This is a genomic window from Thermus sp. 2.9 (genome assembly GCF_000794385.1).
GTDB classification, from domain to species: domain Bacteria; phylum Deinococcota; class Deinococci; order Deinococcales; family Thermaceae; genus Thermus; species Thermus thalpophilus.
In genome coordinates this window covers 52,132-76,443 of sequence record NZ_JTJB01000035.1, presented here as the reverse complement: position 1 = coordinate 76,443, position 24,312 = coordinate 52,132, and the positions used below count along the sequence as shown (strand labels likewise).

At 68.3% G+C, this 24,312-nt stretch carries 23 protein-coding genes and 3 pseudogenes; 20 read left to right on the top strand and 6 right to left on the bottom strand.

The window, feature by feature from the left end; translation table 11 throughout:
- Window positions 1–8 precede the first annotated feature (8 nt).
- The 5 genes from speD (at window position 9) to QT17_RS09085 (ending at window position 4,346) form a co-directional block, all read left to right on the top strand.
- Window positions 9–407, top strand: a complete 399-nt coding sequence (speD, locus tag QT17_RS09105) for an S-adenosylmethionine decarboxylase (protein WP_039459258.1) — start codon at window positions 9–11, stop codon at window positions 405–407.
- Between the two features lie 2 nt (window positions 408–409).
- The gene (gene speE / locus QT17_RS09100) at window positions 410–1,354 is read left to right on the top strand and encodes a polyamine aminopropyltransferase (RefSeq protein ID WP_039459257.1); all 945 of its coding nucleotides are present in this window, start codon (window positions 410–412) and stop codon (window positions 1,352–1,354) included.
- Window positions 1,355–1,388: 34 nt separating this feature from the next.
- Entirely contained in the window at window positions 1,389–2,021 is a 633-nt protein-coding gene (locus tag QT17_RS09095) for a DsbA family protein (protein ID WP_039459255.1), read from the top strand.
- A 68-nt stretch (window positions 2,022–2,089) separates the two neighbouring features.
- The gene (locus QT17_RS09090) at window positions 2,090–3,625 is read left to right on the top strand and encodes a cation:proton antiporter family protein (protein WP_039459387.1); all 1,536 of its coding nucleotides are present in this window, start codon (window positions 2,090–2,092) and stop codon (window positions 3,623–3,625) included.
- Window positions 3,612–4,346 (top strand): YebC/PmpR family DNA-binding transcriptional regulator, encoded by a 735-nt coding sequence (locus QT17_RS09085; RefSeq protein WP_039459254.1) that lies wholly within the window; start codon window positions 3,612–3,614, stop codon window positions 4,344–4,346. The genes QT17_RS09090 and QT17_RS09085 overlap by 14 nt, the downstream gene beginning before the upstream one ends.
- Window positions 4,347–4,378: 32 nt before the next feature.
- Here QT17_RS09085 and secA read toward each other — a convergent pair whose 3' ends face one another.
- Together secA and tsaD are read right to left on the bottom strand one after the other, a co-directional pair.
- Complete coding sequence (gene secA, locus QT17_RS09080) at window positions 4,379–7,375, bottom strand: preprotein translocase subunit SecA (protein ID WP_039459251.1); 2,997 nt, start codon at window positions 7,373–7,375, stop codon at window positions 4,379–4,381.
- A gap of 39 nt (window positions 7,376–7,414) precedes the next feature.
- Window positions 7,415–8,385, bottom strand: a pseudogene (gene tsaD, locus QT17_RS09075) (tRNA (adenosine(37)-N6)-threonylcarbamoyltransferase complex transferase subunit TsaD).
- A 35-nt stretch (window positions 8,386–8,420) separates the two neighbouring features.
- On the opposite strand from tsaD, the gene QT17_RS09070 reads away from it, so the two are divergent.
- From QT17_RS09070 to QT17_RS09010, 13 genes and pseudogenes are all read left to right on the top strand, one after another.
- Window positions 8,421–9,731 (top strand): VWA domain-containing protein, encoded by a 1,311-nt coding sequence (locus QT17_RS09070; protein ID WP_039459250.1) that lies wholly within the window; start codon window positions 8,421–8,423, stop codon window positions 9,729–9,731.
- Between the two features lie 7 nt (window positions 9,732–9,738).
- The gene (locus QT17_RS09065; RefSeq protein ID WP_039459248.1) at window positions 9,739–10,164 is read left to right on the top strand and encodes a DUF1999 family protein; all 426 of its coding nucleotides are present in this window, start codon (window positions 9,739–9,741) and stop codon (window positions 10,162–10,164) included.
- 5 nt (window positions 10,165–10,169) lie between these two features.
- The gene (locus QT17_RS09060) at window positions 10,170–10,379 is read left to right on the top strand and encodes a heavy-metal-associated domain-containing protein (protein ID WP_039459244.1); all 210 of its coding nucleotides are present in this window, start codon (window positions 10,170–10,172) and stop codon (window positions 10,377–10,379) included.
- Window positions 10,380–10,391: 12 nt separating this feature from the next.
- Window positions 10,392–11,548 (top strand): annotated as a pseudogene (locus tag QT17_RS09055) (acyl-CoA dehydrogenase family protein).
- On the top strand, window positions 11,549–12,451 hold the full coding sequence (gene holA / locus QT17_RS09050; RefSeq protein WP_039459241.1) for a DNA polymerase III subunit delta: 903 nt from the start codon (window positions 11,549–11,551) through the stop codon (window positions 12,449–12,451).
- Window positions 12,452–12,460: 9 nt separating this feature from the next.
- Entirely contained in the window at window positions 12,461–13,024 is a 564-nt protein-coding gene (locus QT17_RS15030; RefSeq protein ID WP_052155193.1) for a metallopeptidase TldD-related protein, read from the top strand.
- Window positions 13,021–13,962 carry a D-glycerate dehydrogenase gene (locus QT17_RS09040; protein ID WP_235283867.1) on the top strand — a complete coding sequence of 314 codons (942 nt, stop codon included), beginning with the start codon at window positions 13,021–13,023 and terminating at the stop codon, window positions 13,960–13,962. The genes QT17_RS15030 and QT17_RS09040 overlap by 4 nt, the downstream gene beginning before the upstream one ends.
- A 5-nt stretch (window positions 13,963–13,967) precedes the next feature.
- Window positions 13,968–14,714 (top strand): sulfite exporter TauE/SafE family protein, encoded by a 747-nt coding sequence (locus tag QT17_RS09035; protein ID WP_039459381.1) that lies wholly within the window; start codon window positions 13,968–13,970, stop codon window positions 14,712–14,714.
- Between the two features lie 64 nt (window positions 14,715–14,778).
- A complete protein-coding gene (locus QT17_RS09030; protein WP_039459237.1) occupies window positions 14,779–15,108 on the top strand; it encodes an SPW repeat protein in 330 nt (109 codons plus the stop codon).
- Between the two features lie 200 nt (window positions 15,109–15,308).
- Window positions 15,309–15,854, top strand: a complete 546-nt coding sequence (gene pyrR / locus QT17_RS09025) for a bifunctional pyr operon transcriptional regulator/uracil phosphoribosyltransferase PyrR (RefSeq protein WP_039459379.1) — start codon at window positions 15,309–15,311, stop codon at window positions 15,852–15,854.
- Window positions 15,851–16,759, top strand: coding sequence for an aspartate carbamoyltransferase catalytic subunit (locus tag QT17_RS09020; RefSeq protein ID WP_039459235.1), 909 nt, complete (start codon window positions 15,851–15,853; stop codon window positions 16,757–16,759). Before pyrR ends, QT17_RS09020 begins: the two co-directional genes overlap by 4 nt.
- Window positions 16,756–18,036, top strand: a complete 1,281-nt coding sequence (locus tag QT17_RS09015) for a dihydroorotase (RefSeq protein WP_039459232.1) — start codon at window positions 16,756–16,758, stop codon at window positions 18,034–18,036. Before QT17_RS09020 ends, QT17_RS09015 begins: the two co-directional genes overlap by 4 nt.
- A 4-nt stretch (window positions 18,037–18,040) precedes the next feature.
- Complete coding sequence (locus QT17_RS09010; protein WP_039459230.1) at window positions 18,041–18,520, top strand: Uma2 family endonuclease; 480 nt, start codon at window positions 18,041–18,043, stop codon at window positions 18,518–18,520.
- Here the strand turns inward: QT17_RS09010 and QT17_RS09005 are convergent.
- Window positions 18,510–19,544 (bottom strand): quinone-dependent dihydroorotate dehydrogenase, encoded by a 1,035-nt coding sequence (locus QT17_RS09005; RefSeq protein ID WP_039459375.1) that lies wholly within the window; start codon window positions 19,542–19,544, stop codon window positions 18,510–18,512. The two genes, QT17_RS09010 and QT17_RS09005, sit on opposite strands and share 11 nt — an antisense overlap.
- 37 nt (window positions 19,545–19,581) lie before the next feature.
- Between QT17_RS09005 and QT17_RS09000 the strand changes: the two genes are divergently transcribed.
- Window positions 19,582–20,094: a hypothetical protein gene (locus tag QT17_RS09000; RefSeq protein ID WP_039459228.1), complete on the top strand. Its 513-nt coding sequence runs from the start codon at window positions 19,582–19,584 to the stop codon at window positions 20,092–20,094.
- A 59-nt stretch (window positions 20,095–20,153) separates the two neighbouring features.
- A pseudogene (gene lon, locus QT17_RS08995) lies at window positions 20,154–22,540 on the top strand (endopeptidase La).
- Here lon and QT17_RS08990 read toward each other — a convergent pair.
- From QT17_RS08990 to QT17_RS08980, 3 genes are read right to left on the bottom strand one after another with little or no spacing between them, the layout of a single operon-like run.
- The gene (locus QT17_RS08990) at window positions 22,537–23,094 is read right to left on the bottom strand and encodes a molybdenum cofactor guanylyltransferase (protein WP_039459371.1); all 558 of its coding nucleotides are present in this window, start codon (window positions 23,092–23,094) and stop codon (window positions 22,537–22,539) included. The pseudogene lon and the gene QT17_RS08990 sit on opposite strands and share 4 nt — an antisense overlap.
- A 9-nt stretch (window positions 23,095–23,103) precedes the next feature.
- Window positions 23,104–23,979, bottom strand: coding sequence for an FAD-dependent oxidoreductase (locus QT17_RS08985; RefSeq protein ID WP_039459368.1), 876 nt, complete (start codon window positions 23,977–23,979; stop codon window positions 23,104–23,106).
- The gene (locus tag QT17_RS08980; RefSeq protein WP_039459225.1) at window positions 23,976–24,308 is read right to left on the bottom strand and encodes a hypothetical protein; all 333 of its coding nucleotides are present in this window, start codon (window positions 24,306–24,308) and stop codon (window positions 23,976–23,978) included. The genes QT17_RS08985 and QT17_RS08980 overlap by 4 nt, the downstream gene beginning before the upstream one ends.
- Window positions 24,309–24,312: the final 4 nt, after the last annotated feature.

The following is a 24,312-nucleotide window of genomic DNA, read 5'->3' as shown; positions in this document are numbered from 1 at the left end:
GGCCCCTTGTGGAAGCGGTGCCGGGCGGGCGCTGGGTAGCGGAGATTTACGGCTGCGATCTGGACGTGCTGGAAAACCCCAAGATGGTGGAGGCGGCCCTCTTGGACGCGGTGATGCGCTTGGGGGCCCCTAAGGACTCGGTCCAGTCCGTGGTCTACAAGTTCCACCCCCAGGGGCTTTCCGCCGCGGTGGTGAGCCCGGTGGCGGCGGTGATGATCCACACCTGGCCCGAGGACAACGCCTCCGCCACCTTGGACCTCTACTTCTACCGCGACGGTGTGGACCCGGAAGAGGTGCTCAAAGGGCTCTCCCGGGCCTTCGGGGCCAAGAAGGAGTCGGCCTTCCGCTACTGGCGGGGCACGGAGCACGCCATCCGGCGCCGGACCCTCGGCGCTACAGGAGGTTAGCCATGGATTACGGCATGTACTTCTTTGAGCACATCACCCCCTACGAGACCATGGTGCGGCGTATGGAGCGGGTGATCGCCTCGGGCCGCACCCGCTACCAGGACTACTTCCTCTTTGAGAGCAAGGGCTTCGGCAAGGTGCTGGTCCTGGACAAGGACGTGCAGAGCACGGAAAAGGACGAGTACATCTACCACGAAACCCTGGTCCACCCCGCCATGCTCTCCCACCCCGAGCCCAAGAGCGTGCTCATCGTGGGGGGCGGGGAAGGGGCCACCCTGCGGGAGGTGCTCAAGCACCCCACGGTGGAAAAGGCGGTGATGGTGGACATTGACGGGGAGCTGGTGGAGCTGGCCAAGGCCCACATGCCCGAGTGGCACCAAGGGGCCTTTGACGACCCCCGCGCGGTCCTCATCATTGACGACGCCCGAGCCTACCTGGAAAAGACCCGGGACACTTACGACGTGGTGATCATTGACCTCACCGACCCCGTGGGGGAGGACAACCCGGCCCGCCTCCTCTACACCGTGGAGTTTTACCGCCTGGTGAAGGCCCACCTGAACCCGGGGGGGGTGATGGGGATGCAGGCGGGGATGATCATGCTCACCCACCACCGGGTCCACCCCGTGGTCCACCGCACGGTGCGGGAGGCTTTCCGCTACGTGCGGAGCTACAAGAATCACATCCCGGGCTTCTTCCTCAACTTCGGCTTCCTCCTGGCCTCGGACGCCTTTGACCCCGCCGCCTTCTCGGAGGGGGTCATGGAGGCCCGCATCCGGGAACGCCGCCTGGCCCTGCGCCACCTGAACGCCCACTACCTCGAGGCCCTGTTCGTCCTGCCCAAGGACCTCCAAGAGGCTTTGGACCAGGAGGAGATGGTCTCCACCGACGCCAACCCCTTCTACGTCACCCCCGAGGGGGACGCCCGCCAGGCCCCCTACCTGGGCTAAGCCTTCTCAGGGAAAAACGGGGTAGAGTGAGTTCATGCCGCGCGCCATCGTTCTCGTGGTGGTGGTCCTGGCCCTTGTGGGCCTGGGCTGGATCCTGTGGGGGCCCAAGGGCAAGGCGGGTCTGGACCCCGCCCAAGGGGCCCGCTTCGCCTTGGGGTCTCTGAACGCCCCCGTGGTGGTGGTGGACTTCTCCAACTACCTCTGCCCCCACTGCCAAAACCACGCCCTAAACGTCCTTCCCCGGCTCAGGGCGGAATACATAGACACCGGCAAGGTGCGCTACCTCTTCCGCGACTTCCCCTTCCCCGGGCAAGAAAACGTCATCCGGGCGAGTGAGGCCGCCGCCTGCGCCCATGAGCAGGGGCGCTACTACGAGTACCACGAGGTCCTCTTCCGCTCTGCGAGCGCCTGGGGCAACCTCGCGGGCGGGGTCCTGGACCGCTACCTGGTGGACCTGGCGGGGCAGATGGGCCTGGACACCCAAGCCTTCCAAGCCTGCCTGACCTCCGGGCGGCACCGGGACGGCGTCTTGGCTGACCAGAAGCTGGCCAACGACCTCGGCCTCACCGGGACCCCCACCTTCTTCATCGCCGGGGAGAAGCGCACGGGCTTCCTCCCCTACGAGGAGTGGAAGGCCCTCTTGGACAAGGCCCTTTCCCAAAAATAGACCAAGCGGTGTAGGTGCGGGGGAAGCACACCCCCGCCCCTTCCCTCCGCCTTTGCTACCCTTGGGGCATGGAGGCCCTCTGGGTAGCCACCGCCTTCGCCCTGGGCCTTTTCGCCACCCGGCTAGGCCTCCCCCCCTTGGTGGGCTATCTTGGGGCGGGGTTTGGCCTCCACGCCCTGGGCCTGCGGGAAACGGACTTCCTGCACCACGCGGCGGAGATCGGCGTTCTGCTCCTCCTCTTTAGCCTGGGGCTTAAGCTCCGGCCCAAGGACCTCCTGGACCCCAGGGTCCTGGGGGTGGGGGGGCTTCACCTTCTCCTCTTCGCCCTTCTGGCCCTGTCCTTCGCCGGGCCCTTTCCCCTTGCCCTGGCCCTGGGCTTGTCCAGCACGGTGCTGGTGGCCAAGCTCCTGGAGGACAAGCGGGAGCTCACCACCTACCACGGCCGCCTGGCCATCGGCATCCTGGTGCTGCAGGACCTGGTGGCGGTGAGCCTCCTGACCCTGGTGGGCGGCGGCAGCGTGAGCCCTTGGGCGCTTCTCCTCTTCCTTTTCCCCCTCCTCCGCCTCGGAGTGGCCTGGCTTTTGGAAAGGAGCGGGCACGAGGAGCTTTTGGTCCTCTATGGCCTGGGGCTTGCCCTTTTGGGAGGGGAAACCTTCCGCCAGGTGGGCTTGTCCCCGGAGCTCGGGGCGCTTCTCACCGGCACCCTCCTTTCCGGCCACGCCAAGGGCACGGAGATGGCCAAGGCCCTCTGGGGCCTAAAGGAAGCCTTTTTGGTGGCCTTCTTTCTGAACATCGGCCTGCGGGAAGGGCTACAGGGGGTGGAGGCGGGCCTGGTCTTGGGCCTCCTTCTCCTTTCCCTCCTTAAAGCCCCCCTTTTCTTCCTCCTCTTCCTTCTTTTCGGCCTCCGAGCCCGCACCGCCTTCGTGGCGGGGACCTACCTCGGCAACTACTCGGAGTTCGCCCTCATCGTGGGGGTGGCCCTGGAGCGGGTGGGACTCCTCCCCATGGGGCTTGGAAGCCTCGCCCTCCTGGTGGCCCTTTCCATGGCCCTCTCCGCCCCCTTGGGCCGCTACAGCCACACCCTGTACAGGCGCCTGGAGCCCTGGCTCCTCCGGCTGGAGCGGAAGGGCCGCCACCCCGACGAGGAGCCCGAGCGCCTGGACGGGGCCACGGCCCTCATCGTGGGCATGGGGCGCACCGGGGGAGCCGTCTACCGGGTCTTGGAGGCGGGGGGGGAGCGGCCCTTCGGCCTGGACGCCGACCCGGAGAAGGTGGAGCGGCACCGGGCCAAGGGCAGGCGGGTCCTCTACGGGGACACGGAGGACCCCGAGCTTTGGGAAAGGCTGGACCTCTCGGGGGTTAAGGCGGTGGTCCTGGCCTTGCCGGACCTCGAGGCCAAACTCCTCGCCGCCCGCTGGCTAAAGGAGCGGGGCTTCAGGGGCGTGGTGGCCGCCACCAGCTTCCACCTGGAGGAGGACCCGGCCTTAGAGGCCGCCGGGGTGAGCCTCCTCTTCCACCCCTTCCGCGAGGCGGGCGAACGCCTGGCAGAGCGGGTGCTAGAGCGCCTGACTATAATGGGGGAGGTGAGCCATGGCCGGTCATAGCAAGTGGGCGCAGATCAAACGCAAGAAGGCCGCCAACGACCTGAAGCGCGGCAAGATCATCTCCAAACACCTTCGGGCCATCCAGGCGGCGGCCCGGGCCGGGGGAAGCCCCTACCCGGAGGCCAACGTCCAGCTCCGGAACGCCATTGAGGCCGCCCGGGCGGACGACGTGCCCATGGAGAACATTGAGCGCCTCCTGCAGAAGCTCCAAGGAGGCGGGGAAGGGGCCGAGCAGTACGAAGAGATCGTCTACGAGGGCTACGCCCCGGGGGGGGTGGCCCTCCTGGTCTACGCCCTCACCGACAACCGCAACCGCACCGCCGGCGAGGTGCGCCACGTCTTCTCCAAGTACGGGGGTTCCTTGGGCACCACGGGGAGCGTGGCCTGGCAGTTTGAGCGCAAGGGCATCATCGTCTGCCAAAACTCGGAGGCCGCCCAGGAAGCGGCCATAGAGCTTGGCGCCTTGGACCTGGAAGAAGAAGGGGAAAGCCTCACCCTCTACACCGACCCCACCGAGGCCTACCGCATCGCCGAGGAGCTCAAGAAGCGGGGCATCCCCGTGGAGGCGGTGGAGGTGGTGCAACACCCCCAGAACACCGTAAGCCTACCTCCCGAGGACGCCGCCAAGGTCATGCGCCTGGTGGAGGCCCTGGAGGACCTGGACGACGTGCAACACGTCTACACCAACCTAGACCCCGCAAGCCTCCAGGTGGAGGCGTAAACGGCCGCCCGGGGCAACCCCCGGGCGGCGGCTTACTCCTTCTTGCGCTTTTTCTCCTCCCGCATGAGCCGCCGGCGCTCCGCCCGGGAAAGGCCCGGCTGGGGCGGGGGGGTGGCGGGCCGCTTCCTCTCCACCCCAAAGGCCTCAGGCGCCTTGGGCGCCTCGGGCACGGGGACGTAGGGGGCCTCCCGCACCGGGCGCACCGGTTCGGCCTCCACCCTGAGCCGGAAGAGGAACTTGGCCACCTCCCCCTTGATGAAGGCCACCATATCGTTGAAGAGGCGGGTGGCCTCAATCTTGTACTCCTGGAAGGGGTCTTTCTGCCCGTAACCCCGGAGGAAGATGCCCTGGCGCAGGACGTCCAGGTTGTGGAGGTGCTCCTTCCAGGCGGAGTCCACCACGTTGAGGATCACGAAGCGCTCCACCGCCCGCATGAGGGGCGGGGAAAGCTCCGCCTCCCGGGCCTCGTAAGCCCTTAGGGCCGCCTCCACCAGGCGCTCCACCCCCTCCTCGGGCTTGAGGCTCCGGAGCTCTTCAAAGGGGAAGTCCTGCAGCTGGGGCGCGGTGTCCAGGAGGGCGGCCTTGAGGCCCTCCAGGTCCCAGTCCTCAGGGTGGACCTGGGGATTTAGGAAGTTTTCCGCTAAGGCGGCCACCGTCTCCTCCACCATGCCCATGGCGGCCTCCCGCACCGCCTCGTCCTCGCCCAGAAGGATGAGGCGGCGCTGGGCGTAAATCACCTCCCGCTGGCGGCTTAGCACGTCGTCAAACTGCAAAAGCTGCTTGCGGATGGCGAAGTTGCGGTCCTCCACCCGCTTTTGCGCCCGCTCAATGGATCGGGTGACCATGGGATGCTCAATGGGCTCGGAGTCGTCAAAGCCCATGCGGTCCAGCATGGCGATGACCCGGTCAGAGGCGAAGAGGCGCATGAGGTCATCGTCAAAGCTCACGTAAAAGCGGCTCCCCCCAGGGTCCCCCTGGCGGCCGGCGCGGCCCCGGAGCTGGTTGTCTATCCGCCGGGACTCGTGCCGCTCCGTGCCCAGGATGAAAAGCCCCCCCAAGGCCCGCACCCGCTCCTCGTCCTGTTTGCACTCCTCCCGGATCTGGCGGATCCTCTCCAAAAGCTCGTCCTTCACCCCAAGCTCCGCCGCCAGGACCTTCGCTTCCTCCTCCTGGCCCGCCACCATCTTCTTGATGAAGAGCTCCACCTTCCACTCGTAGCGGTCAAAGCCCTCCTTCTCCAAAAGGGCGGCGGCCAGGTACTCGGGGTTCCCCCCCAGCTTGATGTCCGTGCCCCGGCCCGCCATGTTGGTGGCGATGGTGACGGTCTTGCTCCGGCCCGCCTGGGCCACGATCTCCGCCTCCTTGGCGTGGTGCTTGGCGTTTAGCACCTGGTGGGGGATGCCCCGGCGAAGGACGTTTAAGGTGTGCACCGCCCGCTTCAGGCCCTCCCAGGCGGCGCGCAGGTTGCCCTTTTGCGGGATGAGCTCCTCAAAGGAGGCCAGGTCCTCGTCTTTGAGCTGGCCGGGCTTTTCCAGAAGCTTCCTCAGGCGGTCCCAGGCCTCCCCCTGCTGCTTGGCGCTGGCCTTTTTGAAGAGTTCCAGGCGCATCTCCAGGCGGGGCAGGTAGAGCCTGGGCTCCTTGAGCATCTGGGAAAGCCTTTCGGACTTCTCAATGCTGATGGTGCCCACCAAGACGGGCTGGCCCCGCTCGTACTTCTCGGCAATCTCCTCCACCACGGCGTAGAACTTCCCCTTTTCCGTGCGGTAGACCACGTCGGGGTAGTCCTTGCGGATCATGGGGCGGTTGGTGGGCACCACCACCACGTCCATGCCGTAGATCTCCTGGAACTCCTTCTCCTCCGTCTTGGCGGTGCCCGTCATGCCGGCGCGCTTCTCGTAGAGGCGGAAGAAGTTCTGGTAGGTGATGGTGGCCAGGGTCTGGTTCTCCCGCTCAATCCTGACCCCCTCCTTGGCCTCTATGGCCTGGTGGAGGCCCTCGCCGTAGCGGCGCCCCGGCATGAGGCGGCCCGTGAACTCGTCCACGATGATGACCTGGCCATCCTGGACGATGTAGTCCCGGTCCCGGTGGTAGAGCTCCTTGGCCCGGATGGCCTGGATGAGCATGTGGGCGAGCTCCATGTTCTCGGGGCTGAAAAGCCCCTCCACCCCCAGGAGCTTTTCCGCCTTGGCGATGCCCTGGAGGGTGAGGTGGACGGACCGGTTCTTCTCCTCAATGGTGTAGTCCCCCGTGGGCTCCTTGCGCACCCCAGGCTCCGCGGGCAGGCCCCTTTCCAGCTTCTTGGCGATCTCCGCCATCTTGTAGTAGAGGTCGGTGGCCTTCTCCGCCGGGCCGCTGATGATGAGGGGGGTGCGGGCCTCGTCAATGAGGATGGAGTCCACCTCGTCAATGATGGCGTAGTGGAGGGGGGTGTCGTGGCGCAGGACCAGCTGGTCCGGGCTGATGGCCATGTTGTCTCGGAGGTAGTCAAAGCCGAGCTCGGCGTTGGTCACGTAGGTGACGTCCGCCAGGTAGGCCTTGCGCCGTTCCTCCGGGGTGGAGGCGTGCTGGATCACCCCCACGCTCAGGCCCAAGCCCCGGTAAACGGGCCCCATCCACTCCGCGTCCCGCTTGGCCAGGTAGTCGTTCACCGTGACCACGTGGACGCCCTTGCCCGTGAGGGCGTTCAGGGCCACGGCCAAGGTGGCCACCAGGGTCTTCCCCTCCCCGGTCTTCATCTCGGCGATCTTGCCCTCGTGGAGCACCGCCCCCCCGATGAGCTGCACGTCAAAGTGCCGCATGCCGAGATACCGCTTGGCGGACTCCCGGGTGAGGGCGAAGGCCATGGGGAGGAGCTCGTCCAGGGAAGCCCCCTTCTGGTGCTTCTCCTTCAGTTCCCGGTAGGCGGCGGCCAGGTCCTGAATCTTCTCCACCTCCGGCTCCAGCCGGTTGGTGGGCTCCACCACTTGCTTGTAGTAGCGGGCGATCTCCCGCTCGTTGTTGTCAAAAAGCTTCCGTAAGAGGCCCAGCATCCTAGGGCCGATTGTACTCCTTGGGGATGAGAAACCCCTTTAGGCTTCCTCCAAGGGCCAGTAGGCGGTGGCCCCCAAGGAAAGGGAGCTTGGGGGAAAGCCTTGCCTAAAGCGGCGGTAGGCGGCGAGGGCGATCATGGCTCCGTTGTCCTGGGAAAGCCCCTTGGGGGGGAAGTAGACCTGAAGCCCCGCCTCCCGGAAGCGGGCCTGCAGGGCCTGGTTCGCCGCCACCCCCCCGCCACCAGGAGGACCTTGTGCCCCGTGTCCCGAGCCGCCCGCAGGACCACCTCCGCCAGATGCAGGATGGCCGCCTCCTGGAAGCCCTTGGCCAAGGCCGGCTTGGGAAGGCCCTTTTCCACGAGCTGGAGCGCCTTGGTCTTGAGGCCGGAGAAGCTAAAGTCATACCCCTCCTGCTCCCGAAGGGGCACGGGGAAGGGCACCGCCTCCTCCGCCTCCTGGGCCAGGCGCTCTATCTCCGGCCCCCCGGGGAAGCCGAGGCCCAAAAGCCGGGCCACCTTGTCAAAGGCCTCCCCGGCGGCGTCGTCCCGGGTGGCCCCCAGGAGCCGGTAGCGGCCAAGCCCCAAGACCTCGTAGAGGTGGGTGTGGCCCCCCGAGGCCACCAAGGCCAGGAAGGGAGGGGAAAGCCCCTCGGGCCAAGCGGCGGCGATGTGGCCCTCGAGGTGGTGAATGGCGTAGAAAGGCCGTCCCAAGGCCCACGCCAAGCCCTTGGCGAAGGTGTAGCCCACCAGGAGGGCCCCGATGAGCCCGGGGCCCCGGGTGGCCGCCACCAGGTCTAGATCCTTAGCGGTAATCCCCGCCTCGGCCAAGGCCCTTTCCGTGAGGGGGCGGATGGCCTTGAGGTGCTCGCGGCTCGCCAGCTCCGGCACCACCCCGCCGTAGGCCTCGTGGAGGCGCACCTGGCTCGCCACCAGGTTCACCACCACCTGACCGTCCCGCACCAAGCCCACCCCGGTGTCGTCGCAGGAGGTGTCAATCCCCAAAACCCACACCCCTTCACCCTACCAAGGCTAGGCTGGGGAAGAAGGTGCTCTGGCTTTTCCCCATCCTCCTCCTTGTCTACCTCCTCTACCGGGCCAGGGGGCAAAGGCCCCGGCCCTGGGCGGGGGTGTGGCTTTGGCGGAGGGGGAAAAGGCGCCGCTTCCGGCCCCGGTTGGACCTTCGGCTCCTCCTCCTCCTCCTCGCCGCAGCCCTTTTGGTCCTGGCCCTGGACGACCCCCCCTTAGGCCCCACCCCCCTGGTCCTCGTGGTGGACGCCTCCGCCAGCATGAGCGCCAGGGAAGGGGCCAAGACCCGGCTGGACCTCGCCAAGGAAAGGCTTCTTCCCCTTCTGGAAAGGGCGCCCCAGGCGGTGGTGGTGCGGGCGGGGGAAACGCCCAAAGCCTTCGGCCCCGCCCCGGGGGTGGCCCTGCGGGACGCCCTCTTGGCCCTGGAGGCGGAGGACCGCCGGGCGGACCTGGAGGGGGCCATGGCCCTGGGGAGGAGGCTCCTTAAGGCGCCCGTGGTGGTGGCCACGGACGGCCCCCCACCCCCGGGGGCGGAGGGGTACCTGGGGGTGGGAAGCCCCCAGGAAAACCTGGGCCTGGTGGCGGTGGACCGGGGGTTTTTGGCCCTGGGAAATAGCGCCCAAAGGCCCCTTACCGCCGAGGTGGAGCTTGGGGGAGAGCGCCTTCGGGCGGAGGTCCCCGCCCGGGGGTACGCCCGCCTCCAGGACCTCCCCCCCACCTTCGCCGCCCGGCTTGTGGGGGAAGACGCCCTGGCCTTGGACGACGGGGCGGCCTTTGGCCTGAGGCGGCCCGGGGTGGACTACCCTACGCTTCCCGCCCTGGCACGGCTTTTCGCCCTCATCGGGGTAAGCCCGGGGAGGGAGGTCCTGGTGCGGATTGGGGTACCCGAGGGTGCCCCCGAAACCCCCACCCTTTTCCTGGCCCCAAGGGGCGGCGCCCCCATTCCCGTCCTCCTCACCACCCCCCATCCCCTTTTGGAGGGGGTGGCTCTCCTGGGGGAGGCCCTGCCCCCGCCCCCAAGGCCCCAAGGCCCCTGGCGGGCCCTGGCGGAGGGGGAGGGCGGCGTGGGCCTCCTCTACGTCGCCGAGGGGGGGCTTTACCTCCCGCCCCTCGAGGCCCTTCAGGACAAGCCCTTCTTCCCCCTCTTGGTCCACAACTTCCTCAAGCCCTACCGGGAGGTGCGCACCGGCCTCCTCGCCCCTGAGGAGACCCTTCTTCCCACCCCGGAGGCGAGCTTCCTTCCCAAAACCTCGGGGGGCGGGGGAAGGTTTTTCGCCCTCCTCGCCGCCCTTGTCCTCCTCCTGGAGGCCCTCCTCTTCCGAAGGCGATAATGAGACCATGCGCTTTCGCCCCTTCAGCGAGCAGGACCTCGAGGCCCTAAACCAGGTGGCGGGGAACCGCCCCCTAAGCCTGGGCGCCGTGCGCCACTTCGCCCGCACGGGCCACTCCTTCCTGGCCGAGGAAGGGGAAACGCCCTTGGGCTTCGCCCTGGCCCAGGCGGTGTGGCAAGGGGAAAGGGCCACCGTCCTCATCACCCGCATAGAAGGGCAGAGCCAAGAGGCCCTGGAAGGCCTCCTCGCCGCCATCGTGAAAAGCGCCTACGACGCCGGGGTCTACGAGGTGGCCCTTCACCTGGACCCCGGGAGGAAGGACCTGGAGGAGGCCCTGAAGGCCCAGGGCTTCGCCATCGGCCCCTTGGTCCTGGCGGTGCGGGTCCTGGGAAGCCGGGGGGCCAGGGGCGAAACCCGGGGCGTCTTAGAATGAAGGGCATGAACCGCGTCCTCATCGGCATCCGGGGGGAACCCACCCCCGAGGGGATGGAAAGGATCCTCACGGCGCTCAAGGCCCTGGAAGGGGTGGCCCAGGCCCAGGCCACGGGCCCCGCCCAGGTCCTGGTGGAGTACGACCCCCAGTCCCTCACGGTCATGGACCTGATCCGCACCATCCGGGAAGAGGGGTTCCTGGCGGGTATGCTCTAAACGAGGTGCCCCATGCTGGACTTCTACGCCTTGGAAGACCTCCTCACCCCCGAGGAGAAGGAGGTGCAAAAAGCCGCCCGCCGCTTCCTGGAAAAGGAAGCCCTGCCCCACATCCGCCACTGGTGGGAAGAGGGGGTCTTCCCCACCCACCTCATCCCCCGCTTCGCCGAGCTGGGCTTCCTAGGCCCCACCCTGCCCCCGGAGTACGGGGGGCGGGGGTTTCCAGCGCCGCCTACGGCCTCATCGCCTACGAGCTGGAGCGGGTGGACTCGGGGCTGAGGAGCTTCGTGAGCGTGCAGAGCTCCTTGGTCATGTACCCCATCTACGCCTTCGGGAGCGAGGCGCAAAAGCGGGAGTTCCTGCCCAAGCTCGCCCGGGGGGAGCTGGTGGGGTGCTTCGGCCTCACCGAGCCCGACGGGGGCTCGGACCCCTACGGCAACATGAAGACCAAGGCCCGCCGGGATGGGGACACCTGGGTCCTCACCGGCACCAAGATGTGGATCACCAACGGCAACCTGGCCCACATCGCCGTGATCTGGGCCAAGGACGAGGAGGGGCGGGTTTTGGGCTTCCTCGTCCCCACGGACACCCCCGGGTTCCAGGCCCGGGAGGTGAAGCACAAGATGAGCCTAAGGGCCTCGGTGACCAGCGAGCTCATCCTGGACGGGGTGCGGGTGCCCGAGTCCCTGCGCCTGCCCAAGGCGGAAGGGCTCAAAGCCCCCCTTTCCTGCCTCACCCAAGCCCGCTTCGGCATCGCCTGGGGGGTCCTGGGGGCCTTGGAGATGGTCTACCAGGAGGCGGTGGCCTTCGCCCAAAGCCGCAGCACCTTCGGCGCCCCCATCGCCCAGAAGCAGCTGGTGCAGGCCAAGCTGGCGGACATGCTCTCCTGGCACACGGAGGGGCTCCTCTTGGCCTGGCGGCTCGCCCGGCTTAAGGACGAAGGAAAGCTCACCCCGGCCCAGGTCTCCCTGGCCAAGCGGCAGAACGTCAAGAAAGCGCTAGAGGCCGCGCGGCTCGCCCGGGACATCCTGGGAGGAAGCGGCATCACCCTGGAGTACCACGCCATCCGCCACATGCTGAACCTGGAGACCGTCTACACCTACGAGGGCACCCACGACGTCCACACCCTGGTCCTGGGCCGGGAGGCCACGGGGCTGAGCGCCTTCTAGATGGTCATCGCCTTCACCGGGGACCCCTTTTTGGCCAAGGAGGCCCTCCTGGAGGAGGCCCGGGTCTGGGGGCTTGCCCGCTTCACCGACCCCACCCCGGAGGCCCTGGCGGAGGCCCTTTCCCCCGGGCTTTTCAGCGGGGCGGGGGCCCTTTTGGACCTGCGGGAGGTGGGCGAAGGGGAGTGGAAGGCCCTAAAGCCCCTCCTGGAGCGGACCCCGGAAAACGTCCCCGTCCTCCTCCTGGACCCCAAACCCACCCCCGCCCGGGCCGCCTTTTACCGCGCCCGGGAGCGGCGGGACTTCCCCACCCCCAAGGGCAAGGACCTCCTGCGCCACTTGGAAAACCGGGCGAAGCGGCTTGGGTTCAGGCTTCCCGCTGGGGTGGCCCAGTACCTGGCGGGCCTCGAGGCCGACCTGGAAGCCCTGGAGCGGGAGCTGGAGAAGCTTGCCCTCCTCACCCCGCCCCTCACCCTGGAAAAGGTGGAGCGGGTGGTGGCCCTGAAGCCCCCCGTCACCGGGTTTGACCTGGTGCGGGCGGTGCTGGAGGGGAACGCAAAGGAGGCCTTCCGCCGCCTCAAGGCCCTAAGGGAAGAAGGGGAAGAGCCCCTCAAGGTCCTGGGGGCCTTGTCCTGGCAGTTCGCCCTCCTGGCCCGGGCCCACCTCCTCCTCCGGGAAAACCCAAGGCCCAAGGAGGAGGACCTCCCCCGCCTCGAGGCCCACCCCTACGCCGCCCGGCGCGCCCTGGAGCTCGCCCGTTCCCTGGAGGAGGCCGCCCTCCGGGAGGCCCTTGACATCCTCATCGCCGCCGAGCGCCGGGCCAAGGAGGGTAAGGACCCCTGGCTCGCCCTGGAGGGGGCGGTCTTCGCCCTCCTCCCCTTGACCGGCCGGTCAGCCACACGGTAGAGTCTTGCCATGCTCCCAACCGAAGCGGTGGAGGCGGTGCTCCGGCGGGCCCTTCAGGCTGGGGCGGACTTCGCCGAGGTCTACGCCGAACGCTCCTTAAAGCGGCGCATGCGGGTGCGCTCCGCAAGGCTGGAAGAGGCCATCTCCGGCCTGGACTACGGGGCGGGCATCCGGCTTTTCTTCGGCCCCCAGGTGGTCTACGTCTACACCAACCACCTCACCCGCGAAGGCCTCCTGGAGGCCCTGGAAACCCTCCTCCGGGCCCGGGGCGCCTTGGGGCGGGTGGACGAGCGGGGCCAAGGTGGTCTGGACTTCCGCAAGCGCACTCCCCAGGGCCTACATGCCGGGGCCAACCCCATCACCCTGGACTTCTCCCTCCAGGCCCTGGGGCTTTGGGTGGAGGAGGGCAAGGCCCAGTACCCCCTGGAGAACTTCGCCGTGAGCGGAAACCTCCTGGAACTCTTGCAAGGGGTGGAGGGCCTGGGAGCGGAGCTGGGGTGGCACCCCATGGGCCCAAGCGCCCTCGGCAGCCCCCTGGTGGCGGTGGCCGAGCTCTCCTTCGCCGGGGCATGAGGGTCTACGTCACCCGCACCCTGCCGGGGCAGGCCCTGGAGCGCCTAAAGGCGAAGGGCCTGGAGGTGGAGGTCCACGAGGGGCTTTTCCTCCCCCGGGAGGAGCTCTTGAGGAAGGTGGAGGGCGTCCACGGCCTCATCCCCATCGTGGAGGACCGCATAGACGCCGAGGTCATGGACCGGGCGGGGAAAAACCTCAAGGTGATCGCCTGCTACAGCGTGGGGGTGGACCACGTGGACCTGGAGGCGGCCCAGCTTAGGGGCATCCGCGTCACCCACACGCCCGACGTCCTCACCGAGGCCACCGCCGACCTCACCCTGGCCCTCCTCCTCGCCGTGGCCCGGCGCGTGGTGGAGGGGGTGGACCCACGCCCGAGGCGGGCACTGGCGGGCCTGGCACCCCGAGCTCCTCTTGGGCCCGGACCTCCAGGGCCTCACCCTGGGCCTCGTGGGCATGGGCCCGCATCGCCCAGGCGGTGGGCCAAGAGGGCCTTGGCCTTCGGGATGCGGGTGGTCTACACGAGCCGTACCCCCAAGCCCCTCCCCTACCCCTTCCTTCCCCTTGAAGACCTCCTCGCCACCGCAGACATCGTCTCCCTCCACGCCCCCCTCACCCCGGAGACCCACCGCCTCCTGAACCGGGAAAGGCTTTTCGCCATGAAGCCTGGGGCCATCCTCGTCAACACCGCCCGGGGCGCCCTGGTGGACACCGAGGCCCTGGTGGAGGCCCTAAAGGGCCACCTCCTCGGGGCGGGCCTGGACGTCACCGACCCCGAGCCCCTGCCTCCGGGCCACCCCCTCTACGCCCTGCCCAACGCCGTCATCACCCCCCACATCGGCTCGGCGGGCAGGCGCACCCGGGAACGCATGGCCGAGGTGGCGGTGGAAAACCTGCTCGCCGTCCTGGAGGGGCGCGAGCCCCCAAACCCGGTAGTATGAGCCCCATGAGCCTCCTCATCGGTTTTCTGGGCGGGGCGTTTGGGGGCTTGGTGGGCCTTGGGGGAGGAACCGTGATGATTCCCCTCATGGTGGGCGTCCTCGGGCTTTCCCAGCACAGGGCCCACGGCACGAGCCTGGTGGCCGTCTTCTTCACCGGCTTGGTGGGCGCCCTCACCTACGGCCTCCAAGGCTCCTTGGACCCCAAGGCGGCCTTCTTCCTGGCCCTCACCGCCATCCTCACCGCCCGCTTGGGCGCCCGCTACGCCCACGGCCTCCCCGAAAGGGAGCTCAAGCGGGCCTTCGGCTGGTTCCTCATGGCCGTAAGCCTCCTTCTTCTCCTGAGGCCCCACCTGGCCCCCATGGGCCTGGTGCGGGGCGAGCTCTTGGAGGACCTAACCCTCCTCCTGGCGGGGGCCTTCACCGGCTTCCTTTCCGGGATGATGGGGGTGGGCGGGGGGACCATCATGGTCCCCGCCATGGTCCTCCTCCTGGGCATGCCCCAGCACACCGCCCAGGGGACGAGCCTCCTCGCCATGGTGCCCGCGAGCCTGGTGGGCGCCTACACCCACCTGCGCCTGGGCAACGTGGACAGGGCCCTCGCCTTGGGCTTGGTGCCCGGGGTGCTGGCGGGCACCTTCTTCGGGGGGGAGCTCGCCCACTTCCTGCCCGAAGGGGCCTTACGGCTGGTCTTCGCCGCCGTCCTCCTCTGGACGGGGTGGCGGTACGTCCGTCCCTCCGGGGGAAAAAGGTGACTTTTGGCACTATTCCTCGCGCTCAAACCCTTTCACAATAAAGGGTGAAAGGAGGTGGGCAACCATGACGCGCTGGCAGGACTGGGCCAATCTCGTCCTGGGCGTATGGCTCATCCTCTCCCCGTGGCTACTCGGCTTTAGCGGCACCCCCGCGGCCATGTGGAACGCCCTGGTCGTGGGGGTGGTGGTGGGGCTGATGGCCCTCTTGCACCTTCGGGGTGGCCCCCTGTGGGAGGAGTGGCTGAACGTCCTTTTGGGCGTTTGGCTCATCCTCTCCCCCTGGATCCTGGGGTTTAGCGGGGTGGCGAACGCCCTGTGGAACGCCGTCATCGTGGGCCTTTTGGTGGGCGCCTTGGCCCTGAGCGTCACCCGGGAAAAGCCCAAGGCGGCTTAAGGCCCACCCAAAGCCCCCGCCCAGGGCTTCCTGGGCGGGTTTCGCTTGCGCCAAAGGGCCCCGAGGTGTAAGGTGGGGGTGGCCTTTAAACCGGTCCCGCGAGGCCGGAAAGGGGGAAAATGTGAACGGACAAACGAGGACACGGCCAACAGGAGGGAGCGCGGGGGGTTTTGCCCCCGCTTTTTTTGTGGGGGTGGGCCGTGCGCTTTAAGGCGGAGCTGATGAACGCCGAGGAGATGCGCCGGGCCCTCCACCGCATCGCCCACGAAATCGTGGAGGCCAATAAGGGGGTGGAGGGCCTGGCCCTCATCGGCATCCACACCCGGGGCATCCCCTTGGCCGAGCGCATCGCCCGGTACCTCAGGGAGTTTGAGGGGAAGGAGGTGCCCGTGGGCACCCTGGACATCACCCTCTACCGGGACGACCTCACGGAAATCGGGGTGCGGCCCAAGGTGCGGGAAACCCGCATTCCCTTTGACCTCACGGGCAAGGCGGTGGTCCTGGTGGACGACGTCCTCTACACCGGCCGCACCGCCCGCGCCGCCCTGGACGCCCTCATGGACCTGGGCCGCCCCAAGCGGATCTACCTGGCCGTTCTGGTGGACCGGGGCCACCGGGAGCTTCCCATCCGGGCGGATTTCGTGGGCAAAAACGTCCCCACCGCCAAAAGCGAGGTGGTGAAGGTGAAGGTCCTCGAGGTGGACGGGGAGGACCGGGTGGAGCTATGGGAAAAGGAGGAGGCATGAAGCACCTCCTGGACTTCCAAGGCTGGAGCCGGGCCCAGGTGGAAAGCCTTCTGGACACCGCCCGGGTGATGCGGGAGGTGTTGGAGCGCCCCGTGAAGAAGGTGCCCGCCCTCCAGGGCTTCACCGTGGCCACGGTCTTCTTTGAGCCCTCCACCCGCACCCGCACCTCCTTTGAGCTTGCGGCCCGGCGGATGTCGGCCGATGTGGTTTCCTTCACCGCCGCCACCTCTAGCCTGCAGAAGGGGGAAAGCTACAAGGACACCCTCCTCACCCTCGAGGCCATGGGCATTGATGCCTACGTGATCCGCGCCGACGCCGCCGGGGTGCCCCACCAGGCCACCCGTTGGGTGAAAGGCGCCATCATCAACGGCGGGGACGGGCGCCGGGCCCACCCCACCCAGGCCCTTTTGGACGCCTACACCCTCCTGGAGGCCTTGGGGAGCCTGGAGGGGAAGAAGATCGCCATCGTGGGGGACATCCTTCACTCCCGGGTGGCCCGCTCCAACGCCGAGCTCCTTTCCCTCCTAGGGGCGGAGGTGTGGTGCGCCGGGCCCCCAAGCCTCCTGCCCCAGGCCCTGCCCGGGGCGCGGCTCACCCCAAGCCTCGAGGAAGCCCTGGGGGAGGCGGACGCCGTGATGGTGCTTCGGTTACAGAAAGAGCGCATGGAAACGGGCCTCGTTTACCTAGAGGAGTACATCGCCCGCTACCAGGTGACGGAAAGGAGGCTCGGCCTGGCGAAGCCCCAAGCCCCCCTCCTCCACCCGGGCCCCATGAACCGGGACGTGGAGCTGGAGGGCACCTTGGCGGATTCAGAGAGGAGCCTGGTGAACCGGCAGGTGCAAAACGGCGTGGCCGTGCGCATGGCGGTGCTCTACCACCTCCTGGTGGGAAGGGAGGAAGCGTGATCCTCATCAAGAACGTGCGCCTGGTGGACGCCCTCGGAGAGCGGGGCCCCACGGACGTCCTCCTCGGGGAAGGCCGGATCCTCTCCCTGGAAGGGGGAGATGCCCACAAGGTGGTGGACGGGACGGGGTGCTTCCTCGCCCCCGGCTTCCTGGACCTCCACGCCCACCTTCGGGAGCCCGGGGAGGAGGTGAAGGAGGACCTGGCCTCGGGACTCTTGGCGGCGGTGAGGGGTGGGTACACGGACGTGGTGAGCATGCCCAACACCAAGCCCCCCGTGGACACCCCCGAGGCGGTGCGGGCCCTTCGGGGAAAGGCCATAGCCCTGGGCCTCGCCCGGCTCCACCCCGCCGCCGCCCTCACCCTGGGGCAAGAGGGGAAGCACCCGGCCCCGGCGGGGCTTCTTCGGGAGGCGGGGGCTGCCCTCCTCACGGACGACGGCCGCACCAACGAGGACGCAGGCGTCCTGGCCCTAGGGCTCCTGCAGGCCGCCCCCCTAGGCCTTCCCGTGGCGGTGCACGCGGAGGACGCCTCCTTGCGCCGGGGCGGGGTGATGAACGACGGGATGCTGGCCGACCGCCTGGGCCTTCCCGGAAACCCCCCCGAGGCGGAGGCGGCCCGGATCGCCCGGGACCTGGAGGTCCTCCGCTACGCCCTCAGGCGGGGCCAGGCCAAGCCCCACCTCCACGTGCAACACCTTTCCACCAAGCGGGGGCTGGAGCTCATCCGGGAGGCCAAGCGGCAGGGCCTCCCCGTGACGGCGGAGGCCACCCCCCACCACCTCACCCTCACCGAGGAAGCGCTAAGGGACTTTGACCCCCTCTTCAAGGTGGCCCCGCCCCTCCGGACAAAAGAGGACCAGGAGGCCCTCCTGGAAGGGCTTTTGGACGGCACCCTGGACGCCATCGCCACGGACCACGCCCCCCACACCCAGGCGGAGAAGGAGATGGACCTCCTCCGGGCTCCCTTCGGCATCCCCAGCCTCGAGGTGGCCTTCCCCCTCCTCTACACCGAGCTCCACCTCAAGCGGGGCTTCCCCCTCCCCCGGCTGGTGGCGCTCTTCACCGATGGCCCGAGGCGGGTCCTGGGCCTAAAGCCCCTCCGCCTGGAGGTGGGGGCGGAGGCGAGCCTGGTCCTCCTTTCCCCCAAGGAAAGGCCCGTGGACCCCAGGGCCTTCGCCTCCAAGGCCCGCTTCTCCCCCTGGGCGGGGTGGGTCCTCGGGGGGTGGCCCGTCCTCACCCTGGTGGAAGGCCGGGTGGTCCACGAGGCGCTAGAATAGGGGTGTGCTGAAGAAGCTCCTGGAAGCGGACGAGATCGGCCTCCGGCTGGAATGGGTGGGTGGGCTTCCCCTTTGGGAAGCCCACCCCACCTACCGCCACCAAAAGGCCGTGGACCGCATCCGCCAAAGCATTCGCCCCACGGAAGGCTCCTCTTGTCCCTGCATCCACGTGGCCGATGTGTACGTGCGCTTCCCCGATGGCTCCTACAAAAGGCCCGACATCGCCCTCTTCTGCCGCGAACCCGAGGAGCTGGACGAGGCCATCACCCTCCTCCCCGAAGCGGTGGTGGAGGTGGTGAGCCGGGGCTACGAGGCCAAGGACCTGGAGATCGCCCCGCGCTTCTACCTCTCCCAAGGGGTCAAGGACGTGGTGGTCTTTGACCCCTCCACCCTCCTCGTGCTCCACCTGCGCCAAGATGGGGCCTTCCGCTACGTTTCCCCGGTGGAGCTGGAACTGCGCTGCGGCTGCCGCCTCACCGTCTGAGGTCCCGCAAGAGAGCCACCCCCTCCGCCGCCATGAGGGCGAGGAGGCCCTTCAGAAGCCGCCTTGGGAAAAGGGGACCCCCGTAGACGAAGCCGGTGTAGACCTGGACCAGGCTCGCCCCCGCCTTGAGCCGCTCCCAGAGGTCCTCTGGGGTCTCCACCCCGCCCACGCTCACCAGGGTGAGGCCCGGCACCTGGGCCAGGTGCCGCAGGACCTCGAGGGCCCTCCGCTTCAAGGGCCTGCCCGAAAGCCCCCCCGCCTCGCGGGCCAAGGGGCTCTTTAGCCCCTCGCGGCTTAGGGTGGTGTTCACCGCCACCAGGCCCTCGAGGCGGTGCTTCAGGGCCAAGGCCGCCACCTGGTCCAAGGCTTCCAAGGGGAGGTCCGGGGCCACCTTGAGGAGAAGCGGCTTTCCCGTGGCAGGCCGCAGGCGAAAGAGGAGCTCGTCCAGAAAAGGACCTTCCTGCAGGGTGCGCAGGCCCGGGGTGTTGGGGGAGCTCACATTGAGGACGAAGTAGTCGCCGTGGGGCTCCAGGAGGCGAAGCGCCTCCAGGTAGTCCTCCGCCGCCTTTTCCAAGGGGGTTTCCCGGTTCTTCCCCAGGTTCACCCCCACGGGGAGGGGAAGCCCCCGGGCCCGGAAGGCGGCGAGGCGTTGGGCCGCCTCGAGGGCCCCCCGGTTGTTGAACCCCATGCGGTTGATGAGGGCGCCGTCCTCGGGCAGGCGGAAGAGCCTCGGCCTGGGGTTTCCCTCCTGGGGCCTTGGCGTGAGGGTCCCCACCTCGGCGAAGCCAAAGCCCAAGGCCCACCAAGCCCCCAGGGCCCGGGCGTCCTTGTCCATGCCCGCCGCCAGGCCCAAGGGGTTCGGGAAGGTGAGGCCCAAAGCTTCCACCCTAAGCCTAGGGTCCTCCACCCTAAGGAGCCTTCCCGGCACCTCCAAAAGGGGCCCCCTTCCCGACCATAAGGCGAGGGCCTTCAGGGCGAGCTCGTGGGCGGCTTCCGGATCCAGGGCGAAGAGGAGGCGGTGCATCCTTTCCATTTTCCGGTAGAATGGCCCCGTGCGGAAGATGCGCCTTTCCTTCCTCATCCTGGCTACCCTCCTCGCCGCCTGCAGCTACACCTTCACCGTGGACCTGGGCTCCACGAGCCTCAACCTAGACGGCCTCCCTCCCACAAGCCCCTTCGGGGAGCCCTACGTGGTCTACCCCAAAACCCCCATCACCCTAAACCCGCCTCCCTTGGACGTGGTGCGGGCCCTATGGGTACAGGGAGTGGCTAGGGCCAACCTGCCCCTAAACGCCCGGGTTCTCGTCTACGCCCGCGCCCAAGAACCCGGAAGCGAATGCTACGCCACAAACCAGTTTGTTCTTTGCCCCGCCAGCAAGGCCGGGGAAAGAGTGGGAACCCTGGACTTCGGAGGCCAGTCGGAAATTCCCTTCACCCTCACGGGGGATACCCTACTCCAGGGCCTCCGCCAAGGGCGGCTTTGGTTGGGCGTGGCCTTGGAAGGAAGCGTGCCGCCCGGCCTAGGTGAAATCCGTCTAGAGGAAATGAAGGCCCACGTCACCGTGGGGCTCTAAGCCCTCTTTGTGCCCTCGGGCGCTAAAGCGCCCGCCTCCTCCCTTATCATGGAAGGCAGATGAAGGACGTCTTGCGCCTGGAACTTCCCGTTCTCCCCTTGCGGAACACCGTGATCCTCCCCCACACCACCACCGGGGTGGACGTGGGCCGACCCAAGAGCAAAAAGGCGGTGGAGGAGGCCCTGGCCGCCGACCGCCTCATCTTCCTGGTGGCCCAGAAGGACCCGGAGGTGGACGACCCCACCCCCGAGGACCTCTACGGGGTGGGCACCTTGGCGGTGGTCAAGCAGGCCATGCGCCTCCCCGACGGCACCCTGCAGGTGATGGTGGAGGCCAGGAACCGGGTGCGCCTCCAGGGCTTCGTGGCCGCGCCCTACCTGCGGGCCTTGGGCGAGGTGCTCCCCGAACCCCCCTTGGCGGACGCCGGCCTGGCCCGGGTCCTGGTGAGCGAGGTGCAGGAGGCCTTTGAGCGCTACCTGCAAAACCACAAGACCCTGCGCCTGGACCGCTACCAGCAAGAGGCCATCAAGAGCACCCTGGACCCCGCCATCCTGGCGGACCTGGTGGCCCACCACGCCACCTGGGCCCTGCAGGAAAAGCAGGACCTCCTGGAAACCCCGGAGGTGGAGGAGCGCTTGAAGAAGGTCCTGGCCCTCCTCCTCCGCGACCTGGAGCGCTTTGAGCTGGACAAGAAGATCGCCGCCCGGGTCAAGGAGCAGATGGACCAGAACCAGCGGGAGTACTACCTCCGGGAGCAGATGAAGGCCATCCAGAAGGAGCTCGGGGGCGGGGAGGACTTCCTCACGGAGATTGAGGAACTCAGGGAGCGCATTGAGCAAAAGGGCATGCCCGAGCCCGTCAAGGAGAAGGCCCTAAAGGAGCTCAAGCGCCTGGAGAGGATGCAACCCGGCTCCCCCGAAGCCACGGTGAGCCGCACCTACCTGGACTGGCTCCTGGACGTCCCCTGGACCGAAGCGGACCCCGAGGTCCTGGACATCTCCGTGACCAAGCGTGTCCTGGACGAGGACCACTACGGCCTGAAGGACGTCAAAGAACGCATCCTGGAGTACCTGGCGGTGCGCCAACTCACCCAGGGCCAGGAGGTGCGGGGCCACGCCCCCATCCTCTGCTTCGTGGGGCCGCCCGGGGTGGGCAAGACCTCCTTGGGCAAGAGCATCGCCCGGAGCATGAACCGCAAGTTCCACCGCATCTCCTTGGGCGGGGTGCGGGACGAGGCGGAGATCCGGGGCCACCGCCGCACCTACATCGGGGCGCTCCCCGGCAAGATCATCCAGGGGATGAAGCAGGTGGGGGTGGTGAACCCCGTCTTCCTCCTGGACGAGATTGACAAGCTCTCCTCCGACTGGCGGGGGGACCCGGCCTCGGCCCTTCTGGAGGTCTTGGACCCGGAGCAGAACCACACCTTCACCGACCACTACCTGGACGTGCCCTACGACCTCTCCAAGGTCTTCTTCATCACCACCGCCAACACCCTCGCCACCATCCCCAGGCCCCTCTTGGACCGGATGGAGGTCATAGAGATCCCTGGGTACACCCTGCCGGAAAAGCGGGCCATCGCCCGGCATTTCCGCTGGCCCTTCCAGGTGAAGGAGGCGGGGCTTGAAGGGAAGCTGGAGATCACCGACGCCGCCATTGACCGCATCGTGCAGGAGTACACCCGGGAGGCGGGGGTGCGCAACCTGGACCGGGAGCTTTCCAAGGTGGCCCGCAAGGCGGCCAAGGACTACCTGGAGGCCCCCTGGGAAGGGGTGCGGGTGGTGGAGGCGAAGGACCTCGAGGCCTACCTGGGCGTGCCCAAGTACCGCCCCGACCGGGCGGAAAAGGCCCCCCAGGTGGGGGCGGCCCAGGGCCTGGCCTGGACCCCTTATGGGGGCGCCCTCCTCACCATGAGGCGGTGGCGGTGCCGGGCACGGGGAAGGTGAACCTCACGGGGAACCTGGGCGAGGTGATGAAGGAGTCGGCCCACGCCGCCCTCACCTACCTCCGGGCCCACCGGGAGGAGTGGGGGCTCCCCGAGGGCTTCCACAAGGACTTTGACCTGCACGTCCACGTGCCCGAGGGGGCCACGCCCAAGGACGGCCCCTCCGCCGGCATCACCATGGCCACCGCCTTGGCCAGCGCCCTCACCGGCCGCCCCGTGCGCATGGACATCGCCATGACCGGGGAGATCACCCTAAGGGGCAAGGTCCTCCCCATCGGCGGGGTGAAGGAAAAACTCCTCGCCGCCCACCAGGCGGGGATCCACAAGGTGATCCTCCCCAAGGAGAACGAAGCGGAGCTCAAGGAGGTGCCGGAGGAGGTCCTCAAGGACCTGGAGATCACCTTCGTGGAGGAGGTGGGGGAGGTCCTGCGCCTCCTCCTCCTGCCCCCTCCGCCCCCGCCCGTGGCCGCCGGGGAGCGGCCCCAGCCCGGGGCGGGGGCCTAGGGTAACTCCTCCTTGCGGTTGGCGTTGAGGAACACCCTGGGGCCAAACCGCTCCACCACCTCCCCCGCCGCCACCCGGGTAGCCCCCAAAACCTCCATCACCCGGCGCAGGAGGAAATCCCCCTCCCGGATCTGCCGCTCCACCTGAGGCAGGCAGTCCTTGTGGTAAAAGGCCATGAGGGGTTCCAGATGGCCCTCCGGGTTCACCGCCACCACCACGGGGTGGGGGGAGGCTTGGGTCTTCTCAAACAGGAAGTCCCAATAGGCCCGGGAGAGAAAGGGCAGGTCGCAGGCGGCCACCGCCACCCATGGGTGTTGGGCGCGCGCCAAGGCGGTGTGTAGGCCGGAGAGGCTATCCGCCCCCGGAAGGAGGTCGGGGTAAACAGGCACCCCGAAGCCCTCGTAGGGGCGGCCCGCCACGATGAAGCGCTCCGCCGCCCCCTCGAGGCTCTCCAAAACCCAGGCCAAAAGGGGCTTACCCCGGTAAGGGTACAGCGCCTTATCCTCCCCGAAGCGCCGAGACCTTCCCCCCGCCAGGACCGCGCCGCTATACACCATCCCAGTCTAGAGCTTTTCCGCTAGCCGCGCCGCCAAAAGGGGGGCGTACAGGAATCCGGTGGAGCCCAGGCCCGTGAGGGCGTACCCCCCCTCCACGGAAAAGAGGTAGGGGAAGCCCCCCAGGCGGAAGCGCACCCCCCGCCAGGCGGAGGCCACCTGGGGCCGGTAGCCCACCAAAGCCTCCGCCCCCGAAAGAAGCCACTCCACCTCCCCTTCCGTGGGGGGCGGAGGGTCAGGGCCTTCCCCTTGGGGCAGGTAGCTCCCCCCGAGGGCGCTTCCCGCCAGGTACACCCGGTAACTCAAGGCCCGGGGGAAGTAGTCCAAGAGGGTAAGGACAAGTCCGGGGATGTGCCGACCCAAGAGGCCCAAAAGGTGCGCCCCCCGCCCGCCCCCGGCGTAGACCAAAACCTCCCCCCGCACCCGCTCGCCTCCTTCCAGCCAGAGGTAGGGGGGTTCCCAGGCCACCACCCTGCGGCGCAGGAGGGGAAGCCCTTCCGCAAGCCGCGCCAAGAGGGGCCTCGGCTCCAGCCAAAAGGCCTCCTCCAGGACCACGCCCCCTCCCTCCCAGCGGTGCCTTAGCCCCCCAAGCCGCTTCGCCACCTTATCCCGCTCCCCCTCGGGCACGGGGCGGTAGACGCCAAGGTGCAAGGGGGCGTGGCGGCCATAGAAGGCGAGGGCGGCCTCCAACGCCTTTTCTCCCTCCTCGGCCAGGGTGAAGCGCCGCCCCCTTAAGGGGTTCACCAGGGCCACGGGCGGGCGGCTCGCCTCCCCCAGGCCTTCCGCCACCACCAAAACGGACCGCCCCCGCTCCCAAAGCAGGCGGGCCAGGGTGAGCCCCGCCACCCCGGCCCCCAGGACCACCACCCCGGCTTCCCGCATCAGAAGCGGTAGCCTTCCCCCTCCTTGCGGCAAAGCCCCCGGGCGGCCAGGCCCTCCAAAAGCGCCCTCGCCTTTCCCTCCTCCATGTAGGCCAAGAGGTCTTGGGGGCGCAAAAATCCCCCCCGTCGCCAGGCCTCCTTCATGGCAAGCCGCTCCCAGGCCGCTCGGGAAGGCCCTTGGCGAAGCATCAGGCCTTGCCAGCGGGCCACCCCCAGGTAGGCCAAAACCCCGAGGCCCAAGGCCAGGAGAAGGCCCCAGGCGGCAAAGCGCAAACCCGCCCAAAGGAGGAGGAAAAGGGCGATGGCGGCGCTTAGGGGCAGGACCGGGGCCACGCCG

Bases quoted from the DNA above. Each gene is read 5' to 3' on its own strand.
- QT17_RS09090 (WP_039459387.1), top strand. From the start codon at position 2,090: ATGGAGGCCCTCTGGGTAGCCACCGCCTTCGCCCTGGGCCTTTTCGCC.
- QT17_RS09040 (WP_235283867.1), top strand. From the start codon at position 13,021: ATGAGGGTCTACGTCACCCGCACCCTGCCGGGGCAGGCCCTGGAGCGC.
- secA (WP_039459251.1), bottom strand. From the start codon at position 7,375: ATGCTGGGCCTCTTACGGAAGCTTTTTGACAACAACGAGCGGGAGATC.
- QT17_RS09000 (WP_039459228.1), top strand. From the start codon at position 19,582: ATGCGCCTTTCCTTCCTCATCCTGGCTACCCTCCTCGCCGCCTGCAGC.
- QT17_RS09085 (WP_039459254.1), top strand. From the start codon at position 3,612: ATGGCCGGTCATAGCAAGTGGGCGCAGATCAAACGCAAGAAGGCCGCC.
- QT17_RS09030 (WP_039459237.1), top strand. From the start codon at position 14,779: ATGACGCGCTGGCAGGACTGGGCCAATCTCGTCCTGGGCGTATGGCTC.
- QT17_RS09005 (WP_039459375.1), bottom strand. From the start codon at position 19,544: ATGCACCGCCTCCTCTTCGCCCTGGATCCGGAAGCCGCCCACGAGCTC.
- holA (WP_039459241.1), top strand. From the start codon at position 11,549: ATGGTCATCGCCTTCACCGGGGACCCCTTTTTGGCCAAGGAGGCCCTC.
- QT17_RS09065 (WP_039459248.1), top strand. From the start codon at position 9,739: ATGCGCTTTCGCCCCTTCAGCGAGCAGGACCTCGAGGCCCTAAACCAG.
- QT17_RS09020 (WP_039459235.1), top strand. From the start codon at position 15,851: ATGAAGCACCTCCTGGACTTCCAAGGCTGGAGCCGGGCCCAGGTGGAA.
- QT17_RS09095 (WP_039459255.1), top strand. From the start codon at position 1,389: ATGCCGCGCGCCATCGTTCTCGTGGTGGTGGTCCTGGCCCTTGTGGGC.
- QT17_RS09035 (WP_039459381.1), top strand. From the start codon at position 13,968: ATGAGCCTCCTCATCGGTTTTCTGGGCGGGGCGTTTGGGGGCTTGGTG.
- QT17_RS15030 (WP_052155193.1), top strand. From the start codon at position 12,461: ATGCTCCCAACCGAAGCGGTGGAGGCGGTGCTCCGGCGGGCCCTTCAG.
- QT17_RS09060 (WP_039459244.1), top strand. From the start codon at position 10,170: ATGAACCGCGTCCTCATCGGCATCCGGGGGGAACCCACCCCCGAGGGG.
- speE (WP_039459257.1), top strand. From the start codon at position 410: ATGGATTACGGCATGTACTTCTTTGAGCACATCACCCCCTACGAGACC.